This window comes from Nocardia rhamnosiphila NBRC 108938 (genome assembly GCF_000720425.1).
In the GTDB taxonomy this organism is placed as follows: Bacteria; Actinomycetota; Actinomycetes; order Mycobacteriales; family Mycobacteriaceae; genus Nocardia; species Nocardia rhamnosiphila.
This window is the reverse complement of the sequence record NZ_JOAJ01000005.1, coordinates 365,893-385,766: the sequence shown is the minus strand read 5'-3', so window position 1 is coordinate 385,766 and position 19,874 is coordinate 365,893. Positions and strand designations below refer to the sequence as shown.

Genomic DNA, 19,874 nt, shown 5'->3' with positions numbered 1-19,874 from the left:
GCGGCACTCGTGTCAGAAACGTCCGCCGCGGCTGATCCGCCGCGATCCGCCCGACCCGCCGAACGACCCCGCCCGGTACCCGCCGCGATGACCGTGACCGCCGCCCATCCCGCCGCGCAGCATGCTGTCGATGAGAATGCCGCCCAGGATCGCGCCGGCCTGTGCCCCACCCGACGGCGGCCGCCGCACCTCCCAGGTCTGCACCCCGGCCTGCGCTTCCTGCAGTGCGCGACCGCCGAGATCGGCAGCACTGCGCGCATGATCGAGCGCGGCGGCCGGGTCCGCGGTGCGCAACCGCTGCGCCTCGTCGAGGTGTCGCTGGGCCTCCGACAGCCGGGTGCGCGGCATCGCGTCCATCGCGCCCCGGCGGGTGGCTATGAAGTCGGTGGCCATCCGGACCCGGGTGGCCGCGTCGCCGAGCGTCTGATCCAGCCGGCGCGCCAGGCCCGCGGCGGCCGTCTTCCGGGCCCCGGCCGCGGCCAGCGCGCGATCCAGGTCCCCGTCGGCGGCGACCGCGTCGTGGTACACACCCAGCGGATCGGCCGCGGCGGCGGTGTCCGCACGCGCCAGCACGGCCCGGGCGGCGGCGACGGCCGTTTCCAGTTCCGGGCCGCCGTGTTCGGTCAGTTCGGCGGCAGCGGCGAGCTCGCCGCGCAACTCGTCGAGGACGGCGGGCAGGCCTGCCCACGCCTGCTGGATATGGGCCGCCGCACCGTCCACGGCATCGAGCAGGGTGCGGGCCTGACCGATCGCGCCCTCGGCCGCCCGGATATCGGCGACCGCCCCGCCCTGTTCTCCCACGGGCCGGGCGATTTCCCGCCGACCGTCGTCGACGCAGTCGTCGGCGAAGGCGATCCGTTCCCGGGCCATGGTGACATTGTCGGCGATCGGCGCGAGGACACTGGCCGGATGGGCGCCCGCGAGCCGGGCCAGTTCGGCCTCCGATGCCGGGATGCGGCCGGTGAGGTCGACGATATCGCGGGTCAGCGCGTCCAGCCGGGGCCCGGCATCGATGAGCAGATCGCGCATCGCGTCGAACTCGGCGACGCGGGCGTCGAGTTCGCGGTCGGCGCGGCCGGCGGTGGTGATCAGGTCGATCAGCAGTGTGCGCTGTTCGTCCGGTGTCTCCGGGACGGCGTCGTCGAGCCGCTGTCGTATCGTGAAGGCCTTCGCCGTGGCGGCTCGCGCGTTCTCCAGCGCGGTGCGGAAGGGCAGCACCGCCGGCTCCCCGAATTCCCCGACGGCCAGGTCCAATTCCTCGGTGCTGGTCCGTACGGCGTTGTCGAGTTCGACGAGGATCTCCCGCGACCGCGCGTGCAGCGCCTCGAGTGGTAGCGCCGTGAGGGCGGCGGGGTCGGTGGGATCGGTCTGCCGGGCCTGTTCGAGTTCGGCCCGGTCCCGGGCCCGGCGCCGGTAGCGCTGATACAGCAGCAGACCTGCCAGGGCGAGCACGATGAGCGCGCCGATGAGCAACACCGGGCCCGTACTCACCCCGCCCCCGCTCATTGCCGAGCCGATCCCCTGGGCCGCGGCGACGCCCGCGTCGGCCCACCGGCTGTCGCGCAGCGCGGGCTCGACCCGGTCGGTGAGCAGCCGGTCGACCTCGGATTCACTGACCCCGGCCGGGCGCTCACCGTCGAAGGCGTAGGCGCGATCCCGGGTGGCCACCGCCAGCAGTAGATCCCGGTTGCCGAAGCCGGATTCCCGCGCGGTCTGCGTGGCCCAGTCCTGGGGGCTGTTCCCGGCGAAATCGCTCACATAGGCGACCCAGAGCCGCACCTTGTGATCGGCATAGAGGGTATCGATCGCCGCGCGCACGCGCTGGGCCTCGCCGGCGTCGAGCGCACCGGCCGAATCGGTGACGTAGGTGTCCATCCGGGTGGGCTGCTCCGCCGCCGCGCCCGGCGCCGCCACCGCGGTGACGCACACGAGGCCGAGCACGAACCACACGATCCGGCGCAGCGGGTTGTTCGAGGTCGGCATGTCACCGAATGTAGCGCTCACCGGACCGCGCGGTGACCGGGCACGGGCAGAATTACCGATCCCGTTTCGCCCGGCAGCCGAGGACCCGGCGCCCGATAATTTCTTGCGCGGTCCCCGACGCGGCCGCACGATGGGGCCATGCCGACCTTCGCCGATTTCGACCGTCGCCACTACCGAACAGTCGATGTAACCACCGGCTATGACGGATGGGCACCCACTTACGAGCAGACCGTGCTCGACGATATGGATCTCGCGCTGCTCGATCGTCTGCACCGGCCGGCGTGGCCACAGGTGCGGCGGGCAGCCGACCTGGGGTGCGGCACCGGCCGCACCGCGGCCTGGCTGCGCGAGCGCGGCACCGCACAGATCGACGGCATCGATCTCAGCGAAGGCATGCTGCGCCGCGCCCGGCAGCGCGGTGTCCACACCGAGCTCGCGCACGGCGATGTCCGCGATACCGGATTCCCCGGCGCCGCCTACGATCTCGTGATCTCCTCGCTGATCGACGAACATCTGCCCGATCTCGCGCCGTTCTACACCGAAGCGCGCAGGCTGGCCGCACCCGGCGGAGTATTCGTCCTGGTCAGCTACCATCCGCAGTTCATGATGGTCACCGGTATGCCCACTCACTACACCGGCTCCGACGGCGAACCCCTGGCCATATCCACCCACCTGCACACGTTCAGCGACCATGTGACGGCCGGAATCGCGGCCGGATGGCACCTGGCCGAACTCGCCGAGAGTTCGATCGACGATTCCTGGATCGCCGCGAAGCCCAAATGGTCCGATCTGCGCGGACATCCGTTCACGATGGCCTCCGTCTGGGTGTAGTGGTCGCATAGTTGGCGGACTCGGGACGGTCGGATATCACCACAAGAGCCCCGACCGCCCACTGTCACCGCACCGGCGGGCGGCGGTCCCAGCAGATCACGCCACCTGCGTTCGAAAGCCTCTCCGAATGCCGAGCCGGCGGGCTCCCGGAAGTTCCACAGCGCCACGCACCATCGTGCGCCGCGCAGTATGCGCCGCATCTCCGCCACGGCGCTGTCCTGTCTGAACCAGTGCAGCGAAGAGGCGGCCGTGACCAGGTCGGCCGCGCCTGCGGGAAGATTCGTGCGTTCCGCCGAACCGTCCACACTCGTGAATGCCGAATGCCGGGCCAGGCGTCGCTCCGCGATCGCGCGGGCGTCGTCATCCGGCTCGACGCCGAACACTTCGTGGCCGGCGCGGAGCAGCAGATCCGTGAATAGTCCGATTCCGGAACCGATATCCGCGACAGTGCGCGAACCGTCCAGAATTCCCGATTCCCGCAGCATGTTCAGCACCGAGGCGGGATAGGAAGGCCGATATCTGGCGTAGAGTCCGAAATCCATCGTTTCCCCCTGATTTATTGCTCGTCGGCCGATACCGCGGTCGCTCGACGCTGTACCTGTACGAGCAGCAATGCCACCGCCCCCAGCACGAGTCCGGTACCGAGCCAGTAGACCAACGGCCGATGCAGTACGAAGTTGCCCAATGGAGCGGCCAGGCTGACCGTGCACTCGCACCGATCGCGAAAACGGCGATTATCCGTCCACGTTGCGCGTCCGAAAAGGAGTGCTCACAGGCCGAGCCGTTCGTTCCCGTCGGCAGTGCCCTGGCCGATCGGTATCCACAGCCGGCGCAGTCCGGCGAGCTGATCGCCCGGTTGGCCGAGAACTGGAAAGACCTGAGCGAATTGGTAACCGGGCCCGACCATCGGTACCGGATCATCGCGTCGATCGAGGATGCACTCGCCACGCAGCCGGTATATCCCCGGCCCGGGCTCTCGCCTTCACCGGACCGCCCGGCCGGAATCGGGTTCCGCCGGCCGGGCGGTGATCATTCGCGGATCAGCGGGTGACGGTGACGCTCACACCCGGCGGCGCCGCGATCGGCTGGTCGATGATGACCGACAGGGTCGATCCCGGCCGGCGCGCGGCCCGGCCGGCGTACTCGGTGATGCTCTCACCGAGACGTTGTTTCGCCTCCGGGGTGAAGTTGGGCGGCAGTGCGCCGAGCAGAGGGCCGAGGTTCAGGTCCCCGATCGCTCCGGCCTCCGCGTCGGTGAGGTGCACGGTGACCGCTTCCTCGGAGCGATCGACCGACAGCGCCGAAGCCGGGCCGCTCCCGAGAACGAGACAGCCGGCCGAGGCCGCGAGGACGGTCAGTGGAAGGTGAAATCTCACGAAATATCTCCTGTGTAGTCGTTTGATCGTGTGTTCGATGCGTTCTTGCACCGCCATGGACGGCAGCCGGCAGGGCGCCTGTCCACTCGGCGACCGAGGGCCGGGCCGGAGGTGAAAAGGCTTTTATACGTTCGGCGCGTTCCTTTCTGCGGGACCGGCGCCGGGACGGGAGCGTCCGTCACCGGACAGCTCCGCCGACGCCTTTCGGGTGCGTGACGGCCAACCCGCGGGGACCGCCGGAGCAGAAGCCGGCAGCGGCGAGCGGGCGGAAGCGGTTCGTTACGAACGAATCGATTCGCATGTCCGGCCCGGGCCGCACACCGACTCTTCATTCGACTCGGCCCGCGCCCGGCAGGCCACGATCACGGACCGGTACCCGGATTCACCCGCGGTACGCGCCTCAACCCGGGGCAGCTGTCTCCTGGATCGCGCGTCCCGGTGTCGGGCAGCTCTCAGCGGCGTGCGGGCAGCGGTGCGCCCGTGCGATGTAGATCTGTCATCTCCGGCAGACGCACAGACGCAGCAAAGTCTCTTCTCCCGTCGCGGCCGGACCGGACGCCGGTAGCACCCGCGGCGAGGCGCGGCGCGCGTAATCCAGGAGTCCCACAACGAGACCCATGAGGATCAGCGCAACCGGCCACAGGTCGTCCAGCCGGGGACGCGGTACCGCGGCACGTGCGCAGGCGTAGCGGCAGTGCACGGACTGCCCGCCGGATTCGCCGGGCCGTTCGTCCTCGGCCTCGACCGAATTCCTCTCCGCGACAAGGAAGGACACAAGCGAGACATAGGTGGTTTCCCGCGGATCGACCATCTGGCCGTCGCGAACCTCGAGCGTCAGCACCACCGCGGCGAAAACGAGCACGAGCACCCGCAGCAGCTGCGGCGCACGCGCGATTTGCCTCACAATCGCCGATACTAACCGACGCCACCCGCGCCCGATTTTTCCGGTTCTCCTCGAGCTTGGGAACGAATTCGACTATGCCGCAATAGCTACCGCTACGACGTCCACGGAAGCCCATCCGCCGCTCCGATCGCGGAGACGGCTGCCGGCGACATCCGACGGAACGGCTCGGCTCGCTCGCGAGCTCACCTACCGGCTCGCGCCGAGCGCTGTTCCCGGGGCGAGACCCACCGTCGCCCACATCGAAAGGCGAAGCCATCCTTTGTGCACAGGCACGGCATGCGCTCGTCGCGGTTTGCTGCGCGTCGGACAGCCGCCCTCGGCGCCGTCGCGCTATCGCGGGTGGGCCCGGCCGGTCAGCGGATCCGTTGCGCCGCCGGAACTTCCCTTCGGCGGCACCTCCGGTGTGATGAGCGGGTGTTCGATCAACTCCGGGAACGGGGGGCCGGCAGCCGACCCGACCGCGAACGGAGCGGTCGAACCGGAAAGACTCACGAATCCGTCCACACTCTCCTGCACGGAAAAACCGACGTGGTCCGGAGTGCGGGTATAGGCCGCCCGTGGCCGGAAATCGCGATCGGCGCGAGTCGGCCATCCGAATCGTTCCCAGGCCCGCACGATCGAATCGAAGTATCGGCTCTCTGCCCCGGGTGTTGCCGCGACGAGCCAGTACGCAATATCGAAGAACTCGGCATCGACCCGGCCGGCGGAGTCGTCGACGGGCAGGACCACTCCCGAATGCAGTCGCGCCTGCGGAAGCTCGGGATGCGAAAGCGATAACGCCGACCCTGCCGGAAGCATACGCAGTGTGCGCAGGAAGTGCCGATACAGCTGTTCCCGCGCCTTCATCTGCGTCGGTTCGATATTCATTTCGGCCTCCTCTCATTGTTTTCCGGCCGCGCCCGGGCGGGCAATCATGCCACCAGGCTGCCGTGCCCGGTGATGATGAGACCGATATTTCTCGACGCCGGGTTATCGGAGTGCAGATATGCTTCCGCTGAATGGTCCCACTGGTTCCAATGGTCAGGGATCAACGGCGTGGAGCCGAACACCGTCGCACCGAATGCCGGGTCTGTCGGTAATCGGCCGTGTGTATCCGGCATCAGTTTCACGAAGTCGCTGGACGCAATGGTCGCGAATACATGATCGCCATTGTTCTCCGGCGAAACGCCGGCAAGTCTCAAATCGCCGACATGATCCGCGCCCGTTCCCCAACTGCCCATGAAAACGACATCGTCGGTATGCAGCGTCGCCCCTCGACCGGCCGACTCGGCGGCAAGGACACTCCCGTAGGAATGGCCGACCGTGGTGGTGTGCGCGGGCGCCCCCTCATGGCTGGCGCGCAGACCTTCGTGATAATCGCGCACTCCGGCAGCACCGGCCTGGGCCGGCTGGGGGAATATCGCCTGCACCATGGACTCGGGCTGATTGTAGCCACCCCAGTAGCTCACCGCCGTGCTGGAATTGGGTGCGACGAGCCGCGCGACCTGCTGCAACTGATCTGTGATCGATCTCGCGTAGGAGAGCACGAATTCAGGTCGGTGAGCAGGTTGCAGCAGTATGGCGTTATTACGGGAGAAATCCGGATTGCCCCGCGAGAACGCCAGCCCTCCATCGCTGTCGATGTGGGTGAGGAAAAGCCCGGGTTCGTCCAGGATCGCCTTTATTCCGGCGTAATTTTCGACGCGCGGCCGATCCTTCGCTTCCTTTGCTTCCCGTAGAAGCGCATCCAAATTGCGGCGGTTGTAGAAATCTCGGTCTGCCGCCGGAATTCCGCCCCGGTTCCCAAGAAAAGGATCCAAATGGAAAAGCTCCGACCTGTCGGATGAGGAGAGATTTTCCCAGGCGTCCCGCAGCTGCCGTGGATTACCGGGCAACCCGATATCCGGACGTGTCATCCGTGAGGGGGCGGCGGGTGGCCCCTGCCGTAAAAGCATTCCGAGTACCCGGTTGTTGTTCGAGTCGGCCAAGATCAAATGATGGTCGCCTTGCCGCGCCGCCTCACTCGCCCTGCGATAGAGCGTCTCGGAAATGCCCTCGCCCATTTCCGAAACAATTCGATTCAAACGCCGAGCCAGTGCTCTGGCCTCCAGCATTCCGGGGCTCAGATCTTTCAGTACGGAGGCGATATCGTCTCGACTCGGCCCGGAGCTGTCCATGTCATCACCTCGGCGATCGCCTTATCGGCCGGGGCCGGTCAACCGAGCCGAGCCGCGATCCGGCCCACTGTGACGAACCCCGTCGGGACAGCAGTCGAAAGCACGGTAACCATCGAGCAAGTGTGCCAGACCGGATCGGGATCCGAGAAGCGGCCGGCAGCCGAACACGCCGAGGACCCGAGTCGTCGACTCGGGTCCTCGTTCGAGTGTGCGCGCCGGACGAACCGGTGCGTCAGCTCACCAGGAGCTCTTGTGCACGCCCGGCAGCTCGCCGCGGTGCGCCATTTCGCGCAGGCACACGCGGCACAGGCCGAACTTGCGGTACACGGCGTGCGGCCGGCCGCAACGCTGGCAGCGGGTGTAGGCGCGGACAGCGAACTTCGGCTTGCGGTTGGCCTTGTTGATCAGTGCTTTCTTGGCCATGTCTCAGTTCTCCTTGAACGGGAAGCCGAGGTGCTTCAGCAGGGCACGGCCTTCTTCGTTGTTGGTCGCGGTGGTGACAACGGTGATGTCCATACCGCGCGGACGGTCGATCTTGTCCACATCGATCTCGTGGAACATCGACTGCTCGCTCAGGCCGAACGTGTAGTTGCCGTTGCCGTCGAACTGCTTGGGCGACAGGCCGCGGAAGTCGCGGATACGGGGCAGGGCGATCGAGACCAGGCGGTCCAGGAACTCCCACATCCGGTCGCCGCGCAGGGTGACCTTGGCGCCGATCGGCATACCCTCACGCAGCTTGAACTGCGCGATGGACTTGGTGGCCTTGCGGATCTGCGGCTTCTGGCCGGTGATCAGGGCCAGGTCGTCGACCGCGCCGTTGATCAGCTTCGCGTCCCGGGCGGCGTCGCCGACACCCATGTTCACCACGACCTTGACCACGCCCGGGATCTGCATGACGTTGGCGTAGTTGAACTCGTTGTTCAGCGCGTCCTTGATCTCGGCACGGTAGCGCTGCTTGAGCCGGGGCTGCACTTTCTCGGTGGTGGTCATATCAGATGTCCTTCCCGTTCTTACGGGAGATCCGAACCCGCTTGCCGGTTTCTTCGTCGGTGCGGTAGCCGATCCGGGTCGGGTTACCGTCCGAGTCGACGACCATCACGTTGGACACGTGGATGGGCGCTTCCTGGGTCACGATGCCGCCGGAGGAGGCGCCACGCAGGTTCGCGGAGTTCGCGACGTGCTTCTTGATCCGGTTCACGCCCTCGACCAGGATCCGGTTGTCCTTCGGGAAGGCCTGGATGACCTTGCCCTTGGCTCCCTTGTCCTTGCCCGAGACGACGAGCACGGTATCGCCCTTGTGCACCTTCATGTCAGAGCACCTCCGGGGCCAGCGAAACGATCTTCATGAACTTCTTGTCGCGCAGCTCGCGCCCGACCGGGCCGAAGATGCGGGTGCCGCGCGGGTCGTTGTCCGCCTTGATGAGCACGGCGGCGTTCTCGTCGAAACGGATGTAGGAACCATCCGGACGGCGCCGTTCCTTGGTGGTGCGCACCACGACGGCCTTCACGACGTCACCCCGTTTGACGTTGCCGCCGGGGATGGCGTCTTTCACAGTGGCGACGATGACGTCGCCGATACCGGCATAGCGGCGCGACGAACCACCGAGAACGCGGATGCAGAGAATCTCCTTGGCACCCGTGTTGTCGGCGACGCGCAGCCGCGACTCCTGCTGAATCACTTCAGCCTCCTCGACCTGGACGATAAGCACGCCGGATTGCCGACCCGACGGGCATGGTCTGTCGCCATCCGAACGCACGCCTACCAGCGGTTCTCTACGATCTCGACGATCAACCACCGGGGGTTCGCGGCCGAATCGCGGGCACCGGGCCCGCAGGCAACCGGTCAAGGATAGCGAACCCGCAGCTCAAACCGAAATCGGGGGCTGTGTTGATTTGCGCGCCTCCGGCGCGCGGGCGGACCATCCGGAATAGACAGAACGTGCATGCGGTCGCGCCTCGACCGGCCTGGGCAGGCTCACATCACTGTAAGTGCTCAATGGTCGCCGATCTATGGACAGACGACCGCACGCGCTTGGCCGCTGCGATCCGTCGCGTTGTCACTTCGGAATCCCGGCGGAGCCCGAGCCCGGCTGCCGACTGCCACGACCGCGGGGCCGAGCCGGTCCGTGTCTCCCGGCGCGACGTCGGGATGGGGCGCCGGTAGCCTCATGGGGCCGGTTCGCCAAGGAGATGGTGCGGGTCCCGCATCGGGGAGAGGTTTCGTTGAAATCATCGGATCGTCGATTGGTACTCGATCGCCGTGGGTTCCTGGTCGCGCTGGGGCTGGCGCCCGCGGCCGCGTGGCTGGCCTCCTGTTCCGAGGCGCAACCCATCAAGCTGGTGACCGTCGATATGAGCGGTTCCGATCCGGCGATCCGGCCCCAGGACGATCTCTACCGGCACGTCAACGGTAAATGGCTGCGTGAGTACCAGCTGCCGCCGGACAAAACCGCCTACGGGGCGTTCAGCGAGGCCGGAGAACGCACCCAGCAGCAGCTGCGGGAGATAATCGAGAGCATCAGCGACCCGGAGGACGGGACCGAGGCCCAGCAGATCCGCGACCTCTACGACGCGCGGATGGACCTGGACGAGATCGAGCGGCTGGGCCTGACGCCCCTGGAGTCGATGTTCGCCGAGATCGACGACGCGAAGGACAAGCCGGCCCTGGCCGAGGTGATGGGCCGGCTGCCGATCGGCGGGCTGATCGGTATCGGGGTGAGCGTCGATCAGAAGAACTCCTCGGCCCATATCCCCGCGATCGGACAATCCGGGCTGGGCCTGGACGAGCAGTACTACCGCGACCCGCAGTTCGCCGAGGAACTGGCCGGTTACCGGACCTATCTGGAACGCCTGGCCAAGGGCGCGGATCTGCCCGACCCCACCGGGGTGGCGGGGCGGCTGCTGGATCTGGAGAAGCGGATCGCCGCCGCGCACTGGGACAATGTGCGCAACCGCGACGCGGAGGCCACCTACAACGTCTTCGATTGGGACAAGGCCACCGCCCTGGCCCCGGAATACGACTGGGACCCGTGGCTGCGCGGTATCACCGACCGACCCAAGGACCTGTTCGCGAAGGTGGTGGTGAACCAGCCCTCGTTCGTCACCGAGGCGGGCAAGATCTGGGCGGCGACCGATATCGCGATCTGGCGTGACTATCTGAAGCTCGCGGTGCTCAAAACCTATGCGAACGTGCTGCCCAAGGAGATCTCCGACGCCAATTTCGATTTCAACGGGCGGCTGATGTCCGGGCTGAAGCAGCGGCCCGAACTCTGGAAATCGGCCGTCGGCTCGGTGGACGGCAATTTGAGCGAACAGCTCGGCAAGCTGTACGTCGACAAGCATTTCCCGCCCGAGGCCAAGGAACGGGTCGAGGCGATGGTCGACGATCTGATGGCGGCCTACCGGGAGAATTTCACCGATTCCACCTGGATGTCGCCCGAAACCCGCCGGGCCTCGATCGAGAAACTGGACAAGATCGGCACCAAGCTCGGGTATCCCGACAAGTGGGTGGACTACTCCGGGTTGAAGGTCACCCGCGGCAAGCTGATCGAATCCCTGCGCGCCATCAACGATTTCGAGGTGAAGCGGTCCTTCGACCGGTTGGGGAAGCCGGTGGACAAGGCGGAGTGGAGTGCCTCACCGCAGACGGTGAACGCCTACTATTCCGCCACCAACAACGAGATCGTGTTCCCGGCCGCGTTCCTGCAGCCGCCGTTCTTCGACAAGGACGCCGAGATCGCGGTGAACTACGGCGGGGTCGGCGCGGTGATCGGGCACGAGATCGGGCACGGTTTCGACGATCAGGGTTCGAAGTTCGACGGGGACGGTAACCAGCGCGACTGGTGGACTCCCGCCGACCGGGATGCTTTCGACGCCAAATCCCAGGCGCTCATCGAGCAGTACAACACCCTGGTCCCCGAGGGGCTGCCGCCGGAACAGCATGTGAACGGCGCGCTCACCGTCGGCGAGAACCTGGCCGATCTGCGCGGGCTGCAGATCGCGCTGGCCGCCTACCGGATCGCCGAGCAGCGCCAGGGTGTCACGAATCCCGACTACCGCACCATGTTCAATTCGTATTCGCGGATCTGGCGCTCCAAGCAGACCCCCGAGGTCACCGAACGGCTACTCGCCGGCGACACCCATTCTCCCGACGAGTTCCGGGTGAACCAGGTGGTCCGCAATATCGCGGAGTTCTACCGGACATTCGGTGTGGTGGAAGCGGACAAGCTCTTCCTGCCCGAGGACCAGCGCATCGAGCTGTGAGCGCACCGGGGGCGCACCCGTAACCAGGCAGTGAAAGGACCGCGGGGCCGGGCAGCCCGCCCGCGGTCCCTTTCTCTGCCCGAGCTCAGCTCTCGGCCGCCTTGCGGTAGCCGCGGACGGCCAGCGCCCCGAACACCGCGATCATGCCCACCGCCCAGGCCACGGTCTGCGCCAGGGGCGTGGCGGTCGGCCCGCCCAGCAGGAAGCCGCGCATGGTCTCGATGGCACAGCTCATCGGTTGTCCCCGCACGATGGGTTGCAGCCAGCCGGGATAGTTCTCCAGCGGTACGAAACCGGAATTGAAGAACATGCCGACGAGCACCACGATCGCGAACACCTGCACGGCCTGACCACCGGCCCGGCTCACGCCGACCGCGACCACCAGCGGGGTGAAGCCGGCGACCACGATCACCGGGACCGCGATCACGCCGAGCACCCCGGCCCAGCCGTTGTCGAACCGCAGCCCCAGCAGCACCCCGACCACGATCACCAGCAGGGTAGCGACCGCGGCCCGCGCGCATTCGGCGATCAACCTGCCCAGCAGCGCACTGGCCCGGTGCACCGGCAACACCCAGAAGCGGCGCAGCAAGCCGCTCTGCCGCTCCCCGAACAGCGATTCCCCGGTGCCCATGGCGCCGTACATCGCGCCGGCGACGGCGATCAGCGGTACGAAACCGTACAGCGGTTCCGCGTCGCCGGGGACACCGAGCGTACGGCTGAGCACCAGTTCGAACATGAGCAGCAGCAGGATCGGCAGTACCAGCGTGGTGGACAGCACCTCCTGCTGGCGGCTCCAGCGCCGCAGTAGCCGGCCGGTCTCCACCAGCGCCTGCTCCAAGAAATCGGTCACCGCCGCTTCCTTTCCGTCCATACCGCCAGGGCCGCGCCCGCCACCAGCAGACCCGCGACCCAGACCACGGCCACCGGCAGTCCTTCCGGATACCGCCCGTCGGCGAGCCCACGCAGTGCGTCGGCCACCTGGGAGACGGGCTGGTTGCGGACGAACGGCTGGATCCAGCCCGGAAAACCCTCCGCCGGGACGAAACCGGTGGAGATCATGACCAGGAGCAGCTGCGGTACGAACAGCACCGTGGCCCCCACCTGTGGGTTGGCCGTCGCGGTACCGAGCGCGTCGGTGGCCAGCATCATGGCCACCCCGAAGCCGAGCACCAGCGCCAGGAACACCAGGGCCGGGACCACGCCGTGGAAACGGAACCCGAACAGGGTGCCGATCACCAGCGCACCGCAGATCGCGGTGATCGCCCGGGCCAGATTCGCCGAAACCCGGGCGGCCGGTGGCACCCAGGCCGCCACCGGCATGGCCCGCAGCCGGGTACCCATACCGCCGGCCACCTCCCGCGCCGCGCGGTCTCCCGCGAACATGGAGCTGAAGAACATGGCGTGCACGACGATCAGCGGCAGCAGATACTGCGCGTAGTCGACACCGCCGGCCTCCACCGATTTCCGCAGCGGCACATAGAAACAGACGAAGAAGGTCAGCGGCGCGGCGAAGGCGAGAATCAGATCGCCCTCTCGCACGGCCGCCCGGATCGAACGCTCGCTGAGCGCGGCCCACTGCACACCGGGTGCGACCTCCAGGTCCTGCACCGGCGGCTGTGCGGCGGGCGAGGCCACCAGGACACTCATGCCGTGTTTGCCGGGCATGAGCGAGGGCCCTGCGTGGTCACGCTTCGCTACCGCCTCCGGGCCTGACTCGCTCATGCCGTGACCTCGACCGCGTCGGTCTCCTCGCTGCGCGTGGTGAGGCGGATGAATACCTCGTCCAGCGACGGACGCCGCAGCGCGATATCGATCAGCTCGATATCGGCCTCGGTGAGCCGGGCCAGCGCGGCGGTCAGGGTGGCGGCACCGTCGGGGGCGGGCAGCGACACCCGGTCGGCGGAATCGGCGACGGTGCACTCCGCCAGCGGCGACAGCGCGGCCACCACGGCGGGCACATCGCCGGGATCCACCGGTACGACCTCGCAGTAGCTCGAACCCGAACGCGCCTTGAGCACATCGGCGGTGCCCTCCGCGATCACCGTGCCCTTGTCGACCACGATGATGTTGTCGCTCAGCGCATCCGCCTCCTCCAGGTACTGGGTGGTGAGCAGGATGGTCACCCCCTGGGCCTTGAGCTCGCGCACGAGTGCCCAGAGCTGCTGCCGGCTCACCGGGTCCAGGCCGGTGGTGGGTTCGTCGAGGAACACCACCCGCGGCGAGCGCACCAGTCCGCACGCGATATCGATACGCCGGCGCATACCGCCGGAGTACTGCCCGACCCGCCGGTCGGCCGCTTCGGTGAGCGAGAAGCGTTCCAGCAGTTCGTCGGCGCGCTGCCGGGCGGCCCGGCGGCGCAGGCCGAGCAGTCGTCCGAACAGCACCAGGTTCTCCCGGCCCGTGAGCATCTCGTCCAGTGCCGCGTACTGGCCGGTGAGCATGATCGATTTGCGCACCTCGGCGGCATCGCGGACGACGTCGTACCCGGCCACCACGGCCCGGCCCGAATCCGGCCGGATCAGGGTGGACAGCACCGAGACCGTGGTGGTCTTCCCCGCGCCGTTGGGCCCGAGTACACCGAGCACGCTCCCGGCCGGTACGCGGAAGTCGATCCCGCGCAGAGCTTTCACCTCGCCGAACGACTTCACGACGGACTCGACGACTATCGCGTCACCGGAGTCCGCCCGTTTCTCTGACATCGTGTTCTCCATTCGCTGTTCCCCGCCGCCGACCCGGCGACTTCGCGTTCACATCCGGGGCTGCCTACGCGTCGCGCACGGCGGCGAAAACACGCTGATCGAGCAGCGCCAAGGGATGATCGGCCGCCGGCAGCACCACCACCGGGCGCAGGCCCGCTGCCGTGAGCTGGCCCACCCATTCCTCCTCGGTCAGGAAGATCCGGTCGGTCCCCGCCCGCACATCGGCCGCCCCCGCGTGCGGCTGCCCGGGCGCGGGCGACATCAGGAAGTGCACCGAGGTCAGCAACTGGCTGTGTGCCACCACCGTCTCGATGAACACCACCGCGCCCCCGGGGTTCAGCAGTTCGCGCAGTTCGCCCAGCGTATGACCGATGTGATGCGCGTTGTGCAGCACATTGGAGGCGATCACCAGGTCGTAGCGCGATTGCTGCGCGAGATCGGCGTTCATGTCCACGATGGCGAACCGCATCCACGGACGGTCGGCGAACCGCCGGCGCGCCGCGTCGAGGAAGAAATTCGACACATCGGTGAAGTGGTACTCGACCGGCAGACCGGTGAGCCCGGCCACCACGTCGTCGGTGGTCCCGCCGACACCCGCGCCCAGCTCCAGGATCCGCACCGGCGACCGGTCCGCGCGCAGGCGGGTGACCACCCCGGCGACGAGCTCGCGCGCGGCGTGGTTGAGGTAGCGGCTGATCGCGTTCTCGCGATAGGTCGCTTCCGCGGTGACCATATCGCCGCCCGGGAACAGCAACTCCTGCACCCGCATCCGGTCCTGGACCAGTTCGGTGAGGTGGCCGTTCGTAGCGCCCACGAAGGTGGCCAGTTCCGGCGCGTAGCCGAGATCGGTGCACGCCTGCACCAGTTCGTTCCTCGTCGTCGGCGGTAACTCCCGCTCATAGCGGTAACCGCTGTCCGGGTCACCGGTCAGGGCGCCGTGGCGGGCGAGTTCCTGTAACCACTGCCGCAGCAGCCAACGATGCCGGGCCGCGACCTTCAGCCGTTCGGTGATGTCCTCGACGCTGTGCACGGCTCGGTCCCGCAGTACCGGTTCCAGGGCGCGGAGCATGGCGCGCGCGCCGAACAGGTCGAGGTCGCGCCGGGCGGAGCGGAGCCGCTCGACATCCAGATCAGCGGGAACGACCTGTTCGGCCGCCCACCGGGCCCGGGCACCGAGATCGTCCGCGTCCAGGGGAGCGGCGGCCACCGGATACGCCGCGGCGGGCGCCGGTGCCGCGGCCGGGGCCGCCGGCACCGCGGCCGCGGGCTGCCGCAGCGCGGGCCGGTCTCCCACCAGGCGGACCACATCGTCGAGCGTGGCACCGCCGACGAGGTCGCCGACCGGCAGTTCGTACCCGAATTCCTGGTGCACACGGCGACGCAGTTCCAGGGCCTGTAGTGAGTCCAGGCCGAGCGCCACCAGCGGCTTGGTCGTATCGATGGAGTCGAGATCGTCCTCCCCGAGGACCTCCGCGAACAGTTCCACGATCCGGCGGGCCGGGGAGACGGCCGCGCCGGCGGCCGGCACAGCGGGGGCCGGTTCCGGGGCGGCCGCGGTGGCCGCCGCGGTGGCCAATCCGGACAGCAGCGGCCCGTAACCGAACGCCCCGAACGTCGCGCGGCCGCGGTCCCAATCGAAGGCGGTGATCACCGCGTTGCCGGACAGTCCGCTCAGCCCCAGCGCGATGGCATCGGCCGAACCCATCGGCAGATACCCGACCTCGGCGAGTGTCGCGATATCGGAGGCGCCCACACCTTCGTGGACCGCCCACTGCCCCCACTGCACCGACACACAGTCCACACCCGCGGCACGTAACCGGTAGGCGAGGGCGTCCAGCATCCGGTTGGCCGCCGCGTAGACAACGGTGCCGCGGCCGCCCAGGGTCGCGGCCAGCGAGGAGCACAGCAGCACCCGGGCATTCGCGGCCAGTGGGAGCGCGTCGAGCACATTCGTGAGCCCACCGACCTTGGCACGCAGCAGTTCGACCACCTGCGTGTAGGTGATCTCGGCCAGTTCGATGCCCTCGATACCCGCGTAATCGGCGGCGGCGTGCAGGACGAGATCGGCCGGGGCAGTGCCGAATTCGACCGCCAGGGCACGTACCGCGGCCGGGTCACCGATATCGGCGGACAGCACCCGTACGGTGGCGCCGGTCGCTCGGATCGGTGCCAGTTTGCGGGTCACCTCCGCCGTTTCGCCGGTGCGGCCGACAAGTGTGATCTGCCGGGCCCCGGCCCGCGCGAAATGCGCGCAGAACTCGAGGCCGACCTTGCCGGTGCCGCCGGTGATCAGCACATTGTGCGGTACGGCGAGTGGGCCGGCGCCGGGCTCGGTCTCGGTCAGCCGCTTGGCGTACAGGTTCCCGTCGCGTACCGCCAGTTCGGATTCGTCCGCGGTGTGCAGCGCCGCGAGCACCGCCCCGGCCGTCTCCGCGGTCGCGGCGGTGAGGTCCAGGTGCCGGAAGGCGATACCCGGGTGCTCGGCACCGACCGACCGGAAGCCGGCCGCCGCGGCCGCGGGTACCGGATGCGGTTCGTCACCGGGAACCACCGCTTCGCCGCCCACCGTGACCAGCCAGAAGTCGGACACCGCGGGATCCGGTTTCGACCACCAGGCGCGGGTGCCGAAGAATTCCGCGACCGCTTCGCTCATCTCCGCGTCCGCGGCCTGGGGCAGCAGGACGACCACGGCGTCGATACCGGCCAGGTCGCCGCCGGCCTCGGCGGACACGAGCCGGGCGGTCGCCCCGTGGTTCTCGGCCTGCGCACAGAGCGCTTCGGCCAGTTCGGCGCAGGCACCGGAGGCGTCCACCAGCCCGAGGGCGCGCGGCGCCAGCAGTTTCCGGCGGGACAGCCGGGTCCATTCCTCGACGAGCAGCTGGGCGGGTATCACCCGCCCGGGAGCCGGAGTCACCGCCACCGGCGCGGCGACAACCGGGTCGGCGGACCGACGGGGTGCCGCCGCGGGATCGGATCCGAGCGTCAGCCACAGCCGCTGCCGGCTCATCCGCAGATTCGGGAAATCCAGGAGCGGTGGCCGGGGTGTGCCGCCGGTGTCCGTGGCCAGTGCCGACCATCGGTAGTGTTGGTCGTTCACCGCCAGCGTCGCCAGGTTCCGGGTGAAGAGCGCGAGATCGGTGGCGGTCCGGTTCGAAGTGCCGGTGACCGTGGTCTCGGCCGGGGCCGCCAGGGTTTCCAGATTCTCCCGTAGCGGGAGCTGCAGGGTGGGATGTTCGGCCAGTTCCACGAACGAATCGGAGCCGGACTCCACCGCGGCCGCGATCGCCCGGTCGAACCGGACGGTGTTGCGCAGATTCCAGAACCAGTAGTCGTCCAGCGTCGTCTCGGCCGGGAACGCCTCGCCCAGGGTGGCGCCGAATGCGGCGATCGGGCTGTCCCGGAAGTACTGCTCGGTCAGCCGGTCCCCCAGGCCCGCGCGCAGATCGGCGCGCAGGCTGTTGACCATGCCGGTGTGCGCCGGATACCGGACCCGGATGACCCGGCCGAACCGGCCGGCCTCGGCAAGGGTGTCGACCACCTCGCCGACCACCGCGCGATCGCCGGATATGCCCACCATGCGTGGCGAGTTGACCAACGACACCTCGGCCCGGCCGGACCGCCGGGCGAGCAGGGCCTCGGCCTCCTCCCGGTCGGCCTCGATCACCGCCATGGCGTAGTCCTCGGGGGCGATCCGGTCCACCGCTTCGGCCCGTGCCCCGACGACCAGCAGCGCGTCCCGGCGCGTCATCCTCCCGGACACATAGGCCGCGGCGATTTCGCCCTGGCTGTGCCCCACCACCGCGGCGGGTTGCACACCGGCCGATTGCCACAGCGCCGCCAGCCCCGCCATCTGCAGGAACAGCGCGGGCTGCACAATTCGCGCCGAATCGTCGGCGGCCACGGAATCGTCGAGCAGGTAATCCAGCGGCGCGTTCCCGAACAGTTCGGCGAACTCGGCGGCACAACGGTCCACTTCTTCGCGATACACGGGGGCACGGTCGTAGAACACCGCGCCCATACCCGGTCGCTGGCCACCCTGTCCGGGGAAGACGAATGTGTGCTTGCGGGCTGTCACCGCACTGCTGCGGACCACCGCGGGATGTTCCCGTCCGGCGGCGACCGCCGCCAGCGCCGCGGCCAGGGTCTCCCCGCCGTCCACCAGGGCCAGGGCCCGGTGCCGGCGTGCCACCCGGGTCCGGAAGAGCATATCGGCGATCTCGCCCGCGGTGACCGCGGTGTGTTCGCGCGCGTAGGCCCCGATCGCCGCCGCCTCCTCGCGCAGCAGGTCCGGCGTATCCGCCGACAACAGGACCGGAATGGACCCGTCGGGCATCCGATGGCTAGACATCGCCGTTCTCCTCACAGGCAGGCATCGCGATAATCGCGTGGGCATTGGCTCCGGCGGCTCCGAACGAGGAGATGGCGCCGTAGCGGTAGCCGTCCACCGGTTTCCACTCGATGAGTTCGGTGGCCAGCCGCAGGCCGGTGCGATCCCAGTCGACGCGGGTGGTCGGGGTGTCGGCGTACAGGGTGGGGGGGATCTGTCCGTGCAGGCCGGACAACAGGAGTTTGGTCAGGCCGAGCATTCCGGCCGCGGCCTGGGCGTGCCCGGTATTGGCTTTCACCGAGCCGAGCGGGGCGGACGAGCCCGCCTCGCCGTAGGTGTTCTGTAGCGCCCGGATCTCGACCGGGTCGCCGGCGCGGGTGGCGGTGCCGTGTCCTTCGATCATGCCGATCACCGCGGGATCGATACCCGCCGCGGCGATCGTCCGGCGGATCACCCGTTCCTGTGCGTCGGTCCGTGGCACCAGGATCGGTTTGCCCGCGCCGTTGTGGTTGTGATGGGAGGCCAGGATGCGGCCGTAGATCCGGTGTCCGAGGCGGCGGGCGCGGGATTCCGGTTCCAGCACCACCGCGCCCGCGCCCTCCCCCCACAGCGTGCCGGAGGCGTTGTCGGCGTAGGAGCGGCAGTGCCCATCCACCGAAAGCGCGTTCAACCGGGAGAACTCGTAGAACGCACCCGGCGACCCCATCACGCTCACCGCGCCCGCCACAGCCCAGTCGCACTCTCCGGCGCGGATGGACGCGGCGGCCAGATGCAGTGCGGTCAGCGACGAAGCGCACGCCGAATCGATATTCACCGAGGGGCCGACCAGTCCGAGGCTGTGCGAAACCCGCCCCGCCATACCGAAAGTGCTGAAGCCGATGGTCCGGTGACCGGAGTACTCGTTGACCGCCGAGCCGCGCGGACCGTATTCCATCGGCGAGGCACCCATGAAACAACCGACTTCCGCACCGGCGAGATCGCCGGGATTCACTCCGGCGTTCTCGAGCGCGCGCCACACCGCGCGGAGGACGACCCGCTGCTGCGGGTCCGCCGCGAGCGCGTCCCGTTTGCCGATACCGAAGACAGCGGGATCGAATTCGGCAGCGGCGTCGAGGAATCCGCCGGCGTCGTGGACCCGGCTCCAGCCCTCGTTGCGGTCCAGCGAGAGCAACTCGTCGATATTCCAGCCGCGGTCGCGCGGGAACGGGCCGATGAGTTCCCGGGATTCCACGAGCGCGTCCCACAGCGCGCGCGGTTCTTCGATCCCGCCGGGCGCCTCGACCGCCATACCGGCGATGACGACATGGTCGATATCGGATTCCTGAGCCATTGCTG

17 protein-coding genes and 2 pseudogenes are annotated in these 19,874 nt (G+C 68.5%); 2 read left to right on the top strand and 17 right to left on the bottom strand.

Annotation, left to right across the window (positions count from 1 at the left end):
* Positions 1–12: 12 nt before the first annotated feature.
* Positions 13–1,983, bottom strand: coding sequence for a TPM domain-containing protein (locus tag IG75_RS0119435; protein WP_030522653.1), 1,971 nt, complete (start codon positions 1,981–1,983; stop codon positions 13–15).
* A 138-nt stretch (positions 1,984–2,121) separates the two neighbouring features.
* Between IG75_RS0119435 and IG75_RS0119430 the strand changes: the two genes are divergently transcribed.
* Entirely contained in the window at positions 2,122–2,814 is a 693-nt protein-coding gene (locus tag IG75_RS0119430) for a class I SAM-dependent DNA methyltransferase (RefSeq protein WP_030522654.1), read from the top strand.
* A gap of 194 nt (positions 2,815–3,008) precedes the next feature.
* Here IG75_RS0119430 and IG75_RS40895 read toward each other — a convergent pair.
* The 10 genes and pseudogenes from IG75_RS40895 to rplN all read right to left on the bottom strand — a co-directional run.
* Positions 3,009–3,356, bottom strand: a pseudogene (locus tag IG75_RS40895) (class I SAM-dependent methyltransferase); the annotation flags it as partial.
* A gap of 14 nt (positions 3,357–3,370) precedes the next feature.
* Entirely contained in the window at positions 3,371–3,499 is a 129-nt protein-coding gene (locus IG75_RS40625; protein WP_281181633.1) for a hypothetical protein, read from the bottom strand.
* A 355-nt stretch (positions 3,500–3,854) separates the two neighbouring features.
* Positions 3,855–4,190 (bottom strand): hypothetical protein, encoded by a 336-nt coding sequence (locus IG75_RS0119410; RefSeq protein WP_030522656.1) that lies wholly within the window; start codon positions 4,188–4,190, stop codon positions 3,855–3,857.
* Positions 4,191–4,686: 496 nt separating this feature from the next.
* The gene (locus IG75_RS0119405) at positions 4,687–5,094 is read right to left on the bottom strand and encodes a hypothetical protein (RefSeq protein WP_030522657.1); all 408 of its coding nucleotides are present in this window, start codon (positions 5,092–5,094) and stop codon (positions 4,687–4,689) included.
* A 330-nt stretch (positions 5,095–5,424) separates the two neighbouring features.
* Positions 5,425–5,961, bottom strand: a complete 537-nt coding sequence (locus tag IG75_RS0119400) for a hypothetical protein (RefSeq protein ID WP_030522658.1) — start codon at positions 5,959–5,961, stop codon at positions 5,425–5,427.
* A 44-nt stretch (positions 5,962–6,005) separates the two neighbouring features.
* Positions 6,006–7,250, bottom strand: coding sequence for an alpha/beta hydrolase (locus IG75_RS38355; RefSeq protein WP_081876982.1), 1,245 nt, complete (start codon positions 7,248–7,250; stop codon positions 6,006–6,008).
* 237 nt (positions 7,251–7,487) lie between these two features.
* Entirely contained in the window at positions 7,488–7,673 is a 186-nt protein-coding gene (locus IG75_RS0119385) for a type Z 30S ribosomal protein S14 (RefSeq protein WP_030522661.1), read from the bottom strand.
* 3 nt (positions 7,674–7,676) lie between these two features.
* Positions 7,677–8,240: a 50S ribosomal protein L5 gene (rplE, locus tag IG75_RS0119380; RefSeq protein WP_030522662.1), complete on the bottom strand. Its 564-nt coding sequence runs from the start codon at positions 8,238–8,240 to the stop codon at positions 7,677–7,679.
* Position 8,241: 1 nt separating this feature from the next.
* On the bottom strand, positions 8,242–8,559 hold the full coding sequence (gene rplX / locus IG75_RS0119375; RefSeq protein WP_030522663.1) for a 50S ribosomal protein L24: 318 nt from the start codon (positions 8,557–8,559) through the stop codon (positions 8,242–8,244).
* Position 8,560: 1 nt separating this feature from the next.
* A complete protein-coding gene (gene rplN / locus IG75_RS0119370) occupies positions 8,561–8,929 on the bottom strand; it encodes a 50S ribosomal protein L14 (protein WP_014349098.1) in 369 nt (122 codons plus the stop codon).
* Between the two features lie 544 nt (positions 8,930–9,473).
* Here rplN and IG75_RS0119365 point away from each other — a divergent pair.
* Positions 9,474–11,513, top strand: coding sequence for a M13 family metallopeptidase (locus tag IG75_RS0119365; RefSeq protein WP_307688362.1), 2,040 nt, complete (start codon positions 9,474–9,476; stop codon positions 11,511–11,513).
* 85 nt (positions 11,514–11,598) lie between these two features.
* Here the strand turns inward: IG75_RS0119365 and IG75_RS0119360 are convergent, their stop codons facing one another.
* The 6 genes and pseudogenes from IG75_RS0119360 to IG75_RS0119340 form a co-directional block, all read right to left on the bottom strand.
* Positions 11,599–12,363 (bottom strand): ABC transporter permease, encoded by a 765-nt coding sequence (locus IG75_RS0119360; RefSeq protein WP_156058993.1) that lies wholly within the window; start codon positions 12,361–12,363, stop codon positions 11,599–11,601.
* A complete protein-coding gene (locus IG75_RS0119355) occupies positions 12,360–13,235 on the bottom strand; it encodes an ABC transporter permease (protein WP_245713320.1) in 876 nt (291 codons plus the stop codon). The genes IG75_RS0119360 and IG75_RS0119355 overlap by 4 nt, the downstream gene beginning before the upstream one ends.
* A complete protein-coding gene (locus IG75_RS0119350) occupies positions 13,232–14,212 on the bottom strand; it encodes an ATP-binding cassette domain-containing protein (protein WP_030522667.1) in 981 nt (326 codons plus the stop codon). Before IG75_RS0119350 ends, IG75_RS0119355 begins: the two co-directional genes overlap by 4 nt.
* Before the next feature lie 64 nt (positions 14,213–14,276).
* Complete coding sequence (locus IG75_RS40300) at positions 14,277–14,945, bottom strand: class I SAM-dependent methyltransferase (RefSeq protein WP_245713329.1); 669 nt, start codon at positions 14,943–14,945, stop codon at positions 14,277–14,279.
* Positions 14,946–15,512: 567 nt separating this feature from the next.
* A pseudogene (gene nbtC, locus IG75_RS36410) lies at positions 15,513–18,497 on the bottom strand (nocobactin polyketide synthase NbtC); the annotation flags it as partial.
* Between the two features lie 55 nt (positions 18,498–18,552).
* Entirely contained in the window at positions 18,553–19,869 is a 1,317-nt protein-coding gene (locus IG75_RS0119340) for a beta-ketoacyl [acyl carrier protein] synthase domain-containing protein (RefSeq protein WP_030522669.1), read from the bottom strand.
* Between the last annotated feature and the right edge of the window lie 5 nt (positions 19,870–19,874).